This window comes from Nostoc sp. XA010 (assembly GCF_020829625.1).
Classification (GTDB): domain Bacteria; phylum Cyanobacteriota; class Cyanobacteriia; order Cyanobacteriales; family Nostocaceae; genus Nostoc.
Genome location: NZ_JAIVFX010000021.1, coordinates 1 through 13069, shown reverse-complemented (window position 1 = coordinate 13069; position 13069 = coordinate 1). Strand labels below are relative to the sequence as shown.

9 protein-coding genes are annotated in these 13069 nt (G+C 40.7%); 3 read left to right on the top strand and 6 right to left on the bottom strand.

Annotated features, from left to right (window positions below; translation table 11 throughout):
* Positions 1–209: 209 nt before the first annotated feature.
* Positions 210–659 carry an NUDIX hydrolase gene (locus LC608_RS24660; RefSeq protein ID WP_229556083.1) on the top strand — a complete coding sequence of 150 codons (450 nt, stop codon included), beginning with the start codon at positions 210–212 and terminating at the stop codon, positions 657–659.
* Between the two features lie 550 nt (positions 660–1209).
* Here the strand turns inward: LC608_RS24660 and pip are convergent.
* From pip to LC608_RS24635, 5 genes are all read right to left on the bottom strand, one after another.
* The gene (gene pip, locus LC608_RS24655; protein ID WP_229556082.1) at positions 1210–2148 is read right to left on the bottom strand and encodes a prolyl aminopeptidase; all 939 of its coding nucleotides are present in this window, start codon (positions 2146–2148) and stop codon (positions 1210–1212) included.
* A gap of 126 nt (positions 2149–2274) precedes the next feature.
* Positions 2275–3555 carry a hypothetical protein gene (locus tag LC608_RS24650; protein ID WP_229556081.1) on the bottom strand — a complete coding sequence of 427 codons (1281 nt, stop codon included), beginning with the start codon at positions 3553–3555 and terminating at the stop codon, positions 2275–2277.
* A complete protein-coding gene (locus LC608_RS24645; RefSeq protein ID WP_229556080.1) occupies positions 3555–3944 on the bottom strand; it encodes a hypothetical protein in 390 nt (129 codons plus the stop codon). The genes LC608_RS24650 and LC608_RS24645 overlap by 1 nt, the downstream gene beginning before the upstream one ends.
* Positions 3945–4220: 276 nt before the next feature.
* Positions 4221–8378, bottom strand: coding sequence for a tetratricopeptide repeat protein (locus tag LC608_RS24640; protein ID WP_229556079.1), 4158 nt, complete (start codon positions 8376–8378; stop codon positions 4221–4223).
* A gap of 104 nt (positions 8379–8482) precedes the next feature.
* A complete protein-coding gene (locus LC608_RS24635; RefSeq protein WP_229556078.1) occupies positions 8483–8845 on the bottom strand; it encodes a hypothetical protein in 363 nt (120 codons plus the stop codon).
* 775 nt (positions 8846–9620) lie between these two features.
* On the opposite strand from LC608_RS24635, the gene LC608_RS24630 reads away from it, so the two are divergent.
* Positions 9621–9899, top strand: a complete 279-nt coding sequence (locus tag LC608_RS24630) for a hypothetical protein (RefSeq protein WP_374108441.1) — start codon at positions 9621–9623, stop codon at positions 9897–9899.
* A 90-nt stretch (positions 9900–9989) separates the two neighbouring features.
* On the opposite strand, the gene LC608_RS24625 is transcribed toward LC608_RS24630, so the two are convergent.
* Complete coding sequence (locus tag LC608_RS24625; protein ID WP_229556076.1) at positions 9990–11765, bottom strand: iron uptake porin; 1776 nt, start codon at positions 11763–11765, stop codon at positions 9990–9992.
* Positions 11766–12556: 791 nt separating this feature from the next.
* On the opposite strand from LC608_RS24625, the gene LC608_RS24620 reads away from it, so the two are divergent.
* A partial coding sequence (locus LC608_RS24620; protein ID WP_374108439.1) for an HMA2 domain-containing protein occupies positions 12557–13069 on the top strand: 513 nt, incomplete at its 3' end.

Genomic DNA, 13069 nt, shown 5'->3' with positions numbered 1-13069 from the left:
GACTTTTGACTTCCGCCTTGCGGTAGGGGTGCATAAATGTGCGGTGCTACTTCAACAATCAATAACTTTCAATAATTAACTTTTATGGTTGAGAAAATACTTTAATCTTTTCATAACCTAAAGTTAACTAAAATTTATCCAGTATCAGCTCTAGACTTTTTGAAATAAACGTTGTACAAAAAAGCTAGACCGTAAAGGATGCAAATTACATGAGTCGAAAAATCAGCAAAGTGTTTAAACAGTCTGGGGTGATTCCTTATAGAGTGAACAATGGCAAAGTCGAAATCTTGCTAATCACAACCCGTAATTTTCAACACTGGGTAATTCCGAAAGGAGATATTCCTAATGGGATGAGTCCGCCCGCTTCAGCAGCCAAAGAGGCGTGGGAAGAAGCAGGGGTAATTGGGCAGGTAGATACTAATGAACTCGGTAGTTACAAATACCGCAAAGGTGGCAAAACTTACCGAGTAAAGATGTATCTGTTACCAGTTGAAATGCTGAGTGAAGATTATCCAGAAGCAAGTAAAAGAAAACGGCAGTGGGTAGAAGCGGCTACAGCTATCAGGTGGGTTAAGTTTAATTCACTCAAACGAATCCTTAAAGGTTTTTTCCAGGTCAAATCTCACTTTTGTGCATTTCGAGATGCTAATTCAGTATAGAAAAATACATTAATTAGGTATCATAATTAAACTTACGATAAAATCTTAGTTGGTAGTGAGCGATTTATCGCTTATAGTAAGGTTTCTCAAGACTAAAGTCTTTACTACAAATTTGAATTGATTTATGGTTAGCTACTTCTTCAAAAAGCCTGGAAGCAACTTGAGAGATTTTCAATAAGTAGCTATAGTTAAAACAACTGCGTAGGCGTAGCCCGCCGTAGGCATCGCTAATTAAAATAAGTAAACATTAAACGTAAAGCATCATCTATGTTTACATTTATTTGATGGTGAGTATGGGTCTATTTATTAAGTGTAAAATCCATTATAAATCCATAGTAAAGCTAACCAAGTTTTTATATCGGCAATTCCATAAGTGGCGTGATTTCAACGACTTAATTGAGAAGTACTATAGGACTCATATTTGATTTTTGAACAAAACTCAGTACACCTTTATTCCTTCTTCCCAGTCCCCAGTCCCCAGTCCCCAGTTCCCAGTCCCCAGTCCCCAGTCCCTTACCTCTACGAGTGATTCAGAAATCAAATAGGATTGCTATATACTATCTGTTGCCTCAATCAAAGCACTACGAATTCCTGGTTCACTCATCGAATGCCCTGCATCAGGAACCACAATAAATTCGGCTTCTGGCCAAGCCCGATGTAATTCCCAAGCTGATACCGTTGGGCAGACTACATCATAGCGTCCCTGAACAATTACAGCCGGAATATGGCGAATGCGGTCTACATTTAAGAGTAATTGATCTTCTGTTTCCAAAAATCCCTTATTCATGAAGTAATGGCATTCAATACGTGCGAAAGCTGAAGCAAATTCACTCTCGCCAAACTTTTGCATGAGTTCTGGGTCAAAGAAAAGTCTACTGGTACTAGCTTCCCAAATTGACCAAGCACGCGCTGCTGTTAATTGAATTTCTAAATCTGGATTGGTCAAGCGTTTGTAATATGCTGCGATTAAATCATCACGTTCATCTACGGGAATTGGTTTGAGATATTCTTCCCAAGCATCAGGAAAAATATAGTTAGCACCCTCTTGGTAAAACCAGCGCAACTCTTTTTGCCTCAGCATGAAGATACCACGCAGAATTAATCCCGCGCAGCGAGAGGGATGGGTTTGACTGTAGGCTAATGATAAAGTGCTACCCCAACTTCCACCGAAGACTACCCACTTTTCTATACCTAAATGTTGGCGCAGTTTTTCGATATCACTAACTAAATCCCAAGTGGTGTTTTCTCGTAATTCTGCATGGGGCGTACTTTGACCACAACCGCGCTGGTCAAACATCACTAACCGCCATTTTTCGGGGTGAAAATATTGCCGATAAAAAGCTGGACATCCACCACCAGGGCCCCCATGCAGCAAAACAATGGGTTGACCTTGGGGGTTCCCTGACTCTTCAAAATGAATGGTATGAAGGTCAGAAACCTGTAAACTACTTTCTAAGTAAGGCTTGATCGCTGGGTAAAGTTCTCGCATTCTCGATATTTTATCAGTAATGTTGTGATGGCGATCGCGCCAGCCCTGAGTTGTTAGATCGTTGGCGCGATTGCATTACACAAGGAAGATTATCTTCTAAAAATTCCTAGTTTTACACGGCTGAATTTAACGACGAAGCCGGGGCAGGATTTTGGTTAGAATAATCCAGAAAACAAGGCTGGCGATCGCACCTGTGCCAATACTGTACCAAAAAGCTTTTGTTTGGTAGAAAAGAATATCTTTAGGTGGAGTTTGTTGAGCGAGAATGACAGAGGATGCAATCTGGCTTGTTGCTAGTCCAATACCTACAATAGCAATATTAGTGTTGAGGTTGCGATCGCGCTGTGCTTGCTCTATCTCCACCATGCCGCGAATTGTAGCGGTCAAGTTTTCTAATATTGCTAATCCTGGATTTAGACCGAGATAGTCTTTTTCTAATTGTACCTGATATTTGTCTTTGACTATCTTGCTAAATTCTTCTAAAAATTTCTCGGTTGTAAAATTGTCTTTACAGTGTTTTTCGTAGTTACGCTCATTAACTTCAACTGTGTGCTGTTGAGTTTGTAGCAGGTTTATATCTTGGATGTAATTAAATATAGTATTAATGTTTTTTTGCAATTCGCTTTTTAGCTCTTGCAATCCTTTGGTTGATAAAGTTTTTAAATTATTCTGGTCTATTAAACTATGCTTATATTTCTCTAACAGCCTTAATTTTAGTTCCCGACCCTGTTCATAAGCCCAAAGGATTTTATGTCTACAGTAAAATAAGTATTTCCATGAATTATAAAATTTACTAGCTTTTTGAAATGTAGGTTCATCAGGATAGAAAACAACTATTACATGACTGTCTTTTTCGATTTTGTCCCAACGCCCTTCACTACGCCACATTTCATAGACTGTAGCGCCTAAAAATTCTCCTAAATTTTGATGTTGGTGTCCTTGTGGAATTATGGCTTTGTAAGCTTGATGAGCGTTTGCTTCAGGAATTGGGTTATTAGCTGGGTCTGTCCAGCCTGATATCATCCAAGTTTGCCCTAAGTAGCCATTTTCTGAAATTCCAGGTGCTAAATTGCCAATTTCTGGTATAAGGTTTAAATCTTTGATTTGAGTTAAGGTATGCTCAATATCAGATAATTCAACTTCTTGATCGATAGAGCAGCTATAACGTAGGCAGTTACTATCATCAAAATTCGCTTGACTGTAAGAACCATCAATAGCAGTTGAAATTTTCTTCCAGAAATCAAGGCGTTGTCGATCTTCATCGTTGGGTTTAGCTGAGAATCCCTTTTGTTTAAGTTGTTCTTTAAGTTGTTCTGCAAGCTTTGACCAATAATCTTGCGTATTGCTCGAAGCATCTGCAAGATTATAAATGAATAGGTCTAGGGTGAGATAGTCTATTTTAGACATTAATAATTTTTGGCGATAATTTCTGATTTGTGCTTCTTAGCTTCAGCGCTGGAATCAGGATCTTTAAAAATTGCGATCGCAATATTGCTAAGATGATCTGTGGGTATTGTAGGTTGATTCTGCTGACTGGGTTTATCGTATTTGTTGAGTTCTTGAGTTGTATATTCCGTCTGAATATTTTTTCGTGCATTATAGTAAGACGCTTTAAGACAGTCGTTTTCTGCCAATTCTAACAAACGGTTAAGGGCATCATCTTTTGATGATGTATTTGCAAACATTTCACCAACTTTATTGATTTCCTGCTGTAAAGCTATTGGTAAAGAAGAATTTGATTCTACCAAAGCTGTTAAAAAGGCGCGGAGGGTGACTGTTTGTAGTGGGTTAAGCATAGGATGAAATAGGGGGTAAAGGAGATAAAGCTAATATCACAAGTAGTTGAGAAATCTTGGTTTTACCCCACCCTAACCCTCCCCTTATAAAAGGGAGGGAACAACATTTTTTCTGTTTCCCCCCTTTATAAGGGGGGATTAAGGGGGGTAATAGGACTTGTGTATACACAGGGGGTTAGGGGTGCGATGACTGTGAGAATCATAACTAATTATGCGGACTAACCATAACACCTAAAATATGTAAAAAGCGTTGGCTTTCCAACGAACTGGCTCATTTTACCCTGTTGTACTTGGTTTACCAGTTAAAATAAAGCCAGCCGAATAATAAGGATGAGCATAGGGAGGTTCGGTAGATTCCTTTTTCTTTGTGTCATCTTCAATAATTTCCGCTTCTGTTTTCAGATACGCTCTCGAATGGGGTTCATTCAATTTCTTGGCTAAGTCTCTATACCACTTAGCTAAATCTTTATAGGTTAACTGACGTAACCAATCTTTTGCTTTTCTCAGTGCTATGGTAGGGGTTTGTCTTTGCTTGAGTAACTGGTAAAATTTAATTATAAGTAAAGTAGTGGGAAGTTCATCGACTCTCCAAAGAGTACTAACAACGTTGTTTGCTCCCTTAGCAAGAAACCCACTTACTAAACCAACATATTCATCGATTATCCTCTCTTTGCTAAATTCCTGGCTAGTGATCCCAGTTTCGCAAGCAGAAAGACAAATGAGTTGATACTTTCGTAAGTCTAATTCTTGACACTCAAAAATGTCACCCAAAGTCAATTTCTCTGTGTCTGCTAACGCCAAAGCTGATTCTCTCGGCCGATCTAAAATGTGATAGCCATGTCCTGTAAAGTGAAAGTAACCTTCATACTCTCCTAAAGCTTTGATTAAGTTAGTTTTTGTTAAAGGCGGGTCTGGCAATTTACCATAACTTGGATATAGGTGGTAAAGAGCAGCAGATTGAATTATTGTATAAGAAAGTTTATTTAAGTGCATTTCTATATTCAGAAGTTTTTGGCTATCGGTATTTTCGCTGTTTGATGGCAATTCCAACAACTGCAAGCCAATCTGAAAACTTGGTAGGTAAGTAATGATAAAATCTTTATCTTTAAACAGATAATCTAGGGGTAATAGGTGTAATTCCCGGTGGGGAATGAGAATCAAGTTATCAACATCTTGGAGATTGTCTTGAACAATGCGCTTAATTTCTAGAATTTCACCAAGAGTTTCCAAGATAGATTTCATATTTTTCCGCCAAGGAGTCGTTTTTTTATCTGTGTTAGAAACATTACAGTAATCCTGATAAGACTTTTTCCATTGCTGCATCCAGCTTTCAAAACGCTGAAGCTGATAAAAATAAGGGCTATAGCCTCCCTGTTGTAATTTGCTTGGTAATTGTAGTTGCAGGATTTTTAGGGGTTCATTATGTTTGATAATGAAAGTAGTGATAGCAATAGGGCTGAGATGCCAGTAAATTGCCGCAGTTTTGGGATTAAGTAGTTTTTCTGTCTGTTTAAACTCAAACCCGGTAGGCGGTTGATAAATTGAACCTTCCCTCAGCCAAGCAAGGCAAGTATTCTTGCGTACCTCTGCTGTTTCTAAAGCTTCTATGTGTTTCTCTGGATCTGTTGACTGTGCAAGGATATCTACCCGCATTTGATTAAAAGCCGCTAATTTTCTGTCTAGCTTGATTCTCGCTTGCTCTGATTTGGGTTCTCTATTCAATTCTTCTAACTGCTGAGTCCCTTTCTCCAAATTTTTTTGGAATTCTTCAGGGTTATCCGATGAATATACTTTCAGCAATTCTTGTAAGAATTGCAAGTGTTGCTCTGGAAAATTATCAAACGTCAGGAACTCAAGGGCTTCTTCATAGCTTTTTTTTGCTTCAGATAAATCTGAGAAAAGACTTGGTTGTTGCATCATGTAATATTGCAACTGTTTCGATTTTTCAAGACGCAATTCGATAGTAGTTTGTTGATCGTTAGGTGTTGGTATCTGTACCGAAATTTTTACAGCAGCTTCCTCATTTAGAGCAGATATGTTTGCTAAACCCTGATTCTTATTCCAAGCTTCCCACCACTGAGGATCTATACAGTTAAGAGCGCGATTATAAAATTCAATGGCTTCTGTATCTCGCTTTAACTTAACGAGTACATTTCCTTTGTTAACCAAAGCTTCATGCTTATCTGGTTTTAATTCGATGGCTTTGTCGTAGGATGCAACAGCTTCTTCGTAGCGTTCCAAATATACCAGCGCAATCCCCCGGTAGAACCAAGCCCAATCGAAGTCTAGTTTAAATTCGATGGCTTGGTCGAAAGATGCAACAGCTTCTTCGTAGCGTCCCAAATACACCAGCGCAATCCCCCGGTAGAACCAAGCCCAATCGAAGTCTGGTTTAATTTTCAGTACTTGGTCGAAAGATGCAACAGCTTCTTCGTGGCGTCCCAAATTCAAGAGCGCATTCCCCCGCATGTACCAAGCCGAATCGTTATCTGGTTTAATTTTCAGTACTTGGTCGAAAGATGCAACAGCTTCTTCGTAGCGTCCCAAATTCAAGAGCGCAATCCCCCGGTTGTTCCAAGCCTCATCATTATCTGGTTTAATTTTCAGTACTTGGTCGTAAGATGCAACAGCTTCTTCGTAGCGTTTCAAATTCAAGAGCGCAAACCCTCGGTTGTACCAAGCCGAATCGTCGTCTGGTTTAATTTTCAGTACTTGGTCGAAAGATGCAACAGCTTCTTCGTAGCGTCCCAAATTCGAGAGCGCATTCCCCCGGTTGTACCAAGCCGAATCGAAGTCTGGTTTAAATTCAATGGCTTGGTCGAAAGATGCAACAGCTTCTTCGTAGCGTTCCAAATGCGAGAGCACAATCCCCCGCATGTACCAAGCCTCATCATTATCTGGTTTAATTTTCAGTACTTGGTCGTAAGATGCAACAGCTTCTTCGTAGCGTTCCAAATTCCACAGCACAATCCCCCGAATGTACCAAGCCGAATCGTTATCTGGTTTAATTTTCAGTACTTGGTCGTAAGATGCAACAGCTTCTTCGTAGCGTTCCAAATTCCACAGCACAATCCCCCGAATGTACCAAGCCTCATCATTATCTGGTTTAATTTTCAGTACTTGGTCATAAGATGCAACAGCTTCTTCGTAGCGTTTCAAATCCGAGAGGGTAATCCCCCGGATGTACCAAGCTTTATCGTTATTTGGATTAATTTTCAGTGTTTGGTCGAAAGATGCAACAGCTTCTTCGTGGCGTTCCAAATCCGAGAGGGTAATCCCCCGGATGTACCAAGCTTTATCGTTATTTGGTTTAATTTTCAGTGTTTGGTCGAAAGATGCAACAGCTTCTTCGTGGCGTTCCAAATCCGAGAGGGTAATCCCCCGGATGTACCAAGCTTTATCGTTGTCTGGTTTAATTTTCAGTGTTTGGTCAAAAGATGCAACAGCTTCTTCGTGGCGTTTCAAATCCCAGAGGGTAATCCCCCGGATGTACCAAGCCTCATCGTTGTCTGGTTTAATTTTCAGTGTTTGGTCGAAAGATGCAACAGCTTCTTCGTGGCGTTCCAAAACCCTCAGTACAATCCCCCGGATGTACCAAGCCTCATCGTTATTTGGTTTAATTTTCAGTGCTTGGTCGAAAGATGCAATAGCTTCTTCGTAGCGTTTCAAATCCGAGAGGGTAATCCCCCGGATGTACCAAGCTTTATCGTTATTTGGATTAATTTTCAGTGCTTGGTCATAAGATGCAATAGCTTCTTCGTAGCGTTTCAAATCCGAGAGGGTAATTCCCCGGATGTACCAAGCTTTATCGTTATTTGGATTAATTTTCAGTGCTTGGTCGTAAGATGCAACAGCTTCTTCGTAGCGTTTCAAATCCGAGAGGGTAATCCCCCGGATGTACCAAGCTTGATCGTTATCTGGTTTAATTTTCAGTGCTTGGTCGTAAGATGCAACAGCTTTTTCGTAGCGTTTCAAATCCGAGAGGGTAATCCCCCGGATGTACCAAGCTTTATCGTTATTTGGATTAATTTTCAGTGCTTGGTCGTAAGATGCAATAGCTTCTTCGTGGCCTTGTAATTCATTTAATACAATTCCTCTACCTTGCCAGTCTTCTGAATCTTGGGGGATAAGTGCGATCGCTCGATCAAAATCTGCTTGTGCTTGCTGCGGGTCAATTTTTTGGCAAGCCAATCCTCGCCATACTAGCGCCAAAATGTAGTTTGGCTTAATTCTCAAAGCTTTGTTCAGGTATTCAATAGACTCGTGGTATTGTTCCAGACGATAACAAGTTAGACCCAACCCATAACTTACTTTGGGGTTTTCCGGTTCTAGTACAGCAGCTTGCTGAAAAATCTGTAAAGCTGCTTGGTACTCTCCCCGATCCAGTTGGTTGTGTCCTTGCTCTAGTAAACTTGCTACGTTAGGATTTGGCATTATTACCCAAAGTCCAATAAATTAATTGATATCATAACTTATTGGCTAAATAAGAGGCTGTTTATACCAGGACTTACGCAGTATCACCGCATAAGTCCTGTTTATCAAACAACAGCCCCTTGTTTAGGTTGACGCACCGGACGCTTGCGATCGCTTCGACGAACGCCCCCCGCCATTTTGTACTCATCGCTATTCTTGCCATACTTTGCAGCTACACTGAGTAACATGTGTTCTGTTAGTTCCATCAGCGACTTTTCGGTAACTTCTAAGACTTCCTGAGTCATATCCACGGTGGAAAGGCTTGAGTTATAAATTTCTAGCTTGTCTTGGGTTGTTTTGATCAGGGCTGCAAAAGAGTCAATTGTTACCCCATTCCCTAGGTCTAAGGTGGGACTGATCGATTTCAAAGCTGCAATCCGACGCTGCGCTCTATCAAGTACTTTAGATCCGCGTTTTGGACGTGACATAAATCACTTTCCTGTTTTTAATAATGCGTCAGGACAAAAACTGAGTTCTACCCTGAACTGTACAGCACTAGGATAGACATAATTAGGGTTAATTGACACCCGCATTATTCAGTATAAATAATTTATTTATTACAAAAATCTTGAATATCTTTATGTAAATTCTTGTAGATTGCCCGAATTCAATAAACGACTGCACAAATTCAATAAACGACTACCCGAATTCAATAAACGACTGCCCGAATTCAATAAACAACTGCCCGAATTCAATAAACGACTGCCCGAATTCAATAAACAACTGCCCGAATTCAATAAACGACTGCCCGAATTCAATAAACGACTGCCCGAATTCAAAATTAGCCCACCCTGCGGGAAGCGAGCTACATCCCCCAACCCCTTCTCCCAAGCTTGGGAGAAGGATTTAGGGTGAAAGCTCATTGATTCATGCAAGAAGTCTAATATAGGAACTTAGCAAATTTGCTTTCATTAAACACAAAAGCGATCGCTTTGCCAACGCCTGCCGTAGGATGCCCAAAGGGCTGTAGGGCGATCGCAAGAGTTGAACTGATACAAAGCGTAGACGCAAAACAGCTTATCGTTAGACATTGCACAAAAACTTACACCAATTCCTCATGCCTAAATCTATGTAAAAACACTTAAATAACTATTGATAAGTATAAAAATATACTATAAATTCAAATAAGAAAGGCGATCGCGGACTCTTGGCCGAGGGCGATCGCCTTTCATTTAACCCCTACAATTGGAGTCAAGTATGATCATTGCACAATCAAAAAAGTTTGCCAAATCACAACAAAAGCAGTATTTACCTACCCAAGGCAACAATGCACCCCCTCTGAATCTATCTGAGCAAAAGCAATCGCCAAAAAGAGAACCGATTAAACATTTATTCATTGGTTCACCAAAAGCCGTTACCAGCACAATTCGCTTGTTGCAAGTTCTCGGCTATGCCAGCGTTGGTGACTGGAGTGCGCTACTACCAACAGGTAATCCAGATGAAGTCATGAGTATTTTAAGCCGTCAGATTTTGATGCAATAACTCAGTCAAAAATTAAAAACTAAAAATTGAAGAAGAATGCAGAATTCTAAATTCAGAATTCTGCATTCTCGACACTTTTGCTGTAAACCTTTAGAAGGTGAAAGTTGTTCTCAGCGTACCGATAATCGCATCGTCGTTACCGCTATTTTGACCAGGCGAGGTCAACCAGATAACACCAGGGGTGATTGAAATGTTATCTGATACGCGATACTTGTAAAAGCCTTCAAAGTGATATGGTATATCATTACCAGCAAAACCTGGTCGGTTAAAGGAATAGGGTTCTGCACCAGCAAAAATACCTAAAACGTTACCCGGCTTACCGAAGTCAGGTAAGGCTATCCCAACACCGTAGCCCCAAGCTTCATAATCATCATTTGCACCAAAGCCTGTGACATCGTGGTAAGAAACAAAGCCACTTATTGACAGTTTATCGCTGGGTCTGAAGGCTGCCGATATCCCGTATGAATTACTGGAAGATGCGTTTAAGGCACTTAGGGTGTTAGCTTGACCAGTACCTACGATGCGGCTAGTGCCAGGCAAACCACTACCTGCATCAAATAAACCGATACTTCCAGCACCATGATAACCGTGAACGTAGGTAGCAGCGATCGCCAAGCGATCGCCAACACTAAAGTTCAACTGTCCAAGAGCTGCATAGTTACCCTGTAACAAACCTTGAGTTGCGCCAGGATTATTAGCATTTGACGCCAAGTAGCCTATAGTCAGTGAACTTGGTTTGAAAACACTGCCACCGCTACCAAAAGGTAAAGTCAGTGCTGCACCTGCACCACCACCAATGCGATAGATGGGACTTTCAGAAGCAAAGGTAGATAAAGCCCCATTACCACCATCGTAGTCCTCAAAGTAAGGGTTGTTAGTGGCAGCATAATCGCTATGAATACCTCCGGTGGCCGCTACGTAAACTTGGGCTGGCCCTATAGGTACGTAATACGCTAGCCAGTCTATAATCACACTATTGTTATTAGTAGTGCCGACTTGAAACGTTTGTGTGCCTTCAGTAGTATCGATAGGAAGACCAGCATTATCTCTTATTGAAAAGGCTGCTGCGTTACCAGCTGCAAGACGGGTGTGTAAAACGTCTTTACCCGTGAAGCTGCTTTGCAAGTCTAAACGTACCCTATCTTGGAACACAGTATTGTTCGCATCGCCAGTATTACCGCCAAACACATCAGTAACGGCAAAAATAGCTTCACCCACCAATTTTGTGGTAGTAGAAAACTGATTTGCTTCCAGTTCAGCCGTCCGTGCTTCTACAGCATCTACTCGACCACGCAGAGTTGCTAGTTCTGCCGAGAATTCCTCTTGTAAACGTTGGAGGGTTGCTAAATCCTGTTTTGTCACTAAATCAGCCGTTGCTGTCGCAATCAGTTCATTAACCCGATCTAAACAAGCATTCAAACCTGCGGCAAATTCATAACGCGTTAGTGCCCGGTTGCCACGGTAAGTGCTATTGGGGTATCCAGCAATACAACCGTATCGTTCAACCAGGGATTGTAAAGCTTGGAATGCCCAGTCAGTCGGCTGTACATCAGAAAACTGAGAAACTGATGTGACTTGAGACAGTGAATTCTGGTTCTTGCCTTCACTGGTGTAGCGGTTAACTTCTTCTAAAACCTTGTTTTCATCAGTCTTTTGAGCAACCAACTGCCGATTAAGTTTTAGTGGCTCTGTTTGGATGAATCTTGGAGCACTAGAAGCTATTGGTGCTTCTGCCTGAGCAACTTTTGCCTTTAAACCTTCAGAAGAGGCTGGTACTTTAGTAGCCATAGCCCTAGCGGAAACCAACACCGTCACTCCCAAAACTACTGGGCTTAGTACCAGAGTTTTCCACAATAGATTAGACATTTTTTATTTTCCTTTCCCAAAAAAGGCCTGAAATGACTGGCTTCAAGAAAAAGAGATCAAGCAGTTATTGTACTTGTTGGAAATCTTATCAGATTGCAGTAACTTTAAGATATGCCTCACAAAATTGTTACGGATAAAGAATCGTAAAGTCTTGTAGATGCCTTGTTTGCTAAATTAAGAGTTTATAATTTTTTAGGCAAAACCTACGCAGTATTTTCACGATTCCTATTGACGTTAGTGGATTAAACCCTTAATTTACAAGCTTATCAAGCTCATGCGTATATTTCATTTGTCAGAGAAACACTATATATTGCACCCAACTGATAACCGTTATATTCTCCTTAATCCTCCTTTTTAAAGAGGGAATAAAGAATGATATAAGCTGTAATTCTGGAATAAAGGATAGAAAATAGGAAATAGCTTTGTTCACCACTTCCCATCTTTGATCGGCATAGCTTATCGGAGGCGCGTTTGTTCTTAAGAGTTCGCTTACCCTTGAAAGTCCTCAAGGATTGACCGATAGTATTGCACAATTTTCTCAAATGTGATTGCCTATACAAGCGTAGTTATCGTAAAGAGCGGGAAGCTAGCGCAACGGATGGGGTCGAATCCCCATTATTTTCCATCCCCTCCTGAAAATTTTGTATAGTTGCCTTTGATTATAATAATCATTTTCATAACAAAACGTTATTCAAAATAATTCGGAAGACACACACTTAACCCGCAGACTTAAGGTACATTTAATCTATTATTAACCTTTAAGTTGATGTAGCTATTGGCTAATTGGGTAAATGACTAAAAATATCAGTAATCGTGAAAAATTAAATATTTTAGCGAAAATATCTTCTAATTTAATCTTTACACCACAAAGCAACGAAGTTAATCAGAGTCCAAGTAAAGCGATCGCACAGCCCTCAGGTGCCTTGCAAATAGTTCATGTAACTACCGGGCGCGTGCGACTGCGTACTACTGACAGTAGTCTTAACTCGATCTTAGACAACATAGCTCAAGATTTACGCTCCATAGAAGGAGTGAGGGAAGTTAGCGTCAATGAACAAACGGGTAGTTTGGTAGTTAATTTTGATGAAGATAAGCTCTCATTACCGCAAATTTTGGCCCTAAAATCCGATCTTGATATCCAACTGCCGCAGGCTTCGTCTGATTCACCTAGCAAGACCGATCCCTTTGCAGCTTGGAAATCGCCTTCATTTTGGAAGGAGCAGGGTATTTCCCTAATTCCGATGATGACAGGCTTGGCGGTAACAGGAGGGTTGGGAATTCATGGCTGGGTATCGATTCCAGTT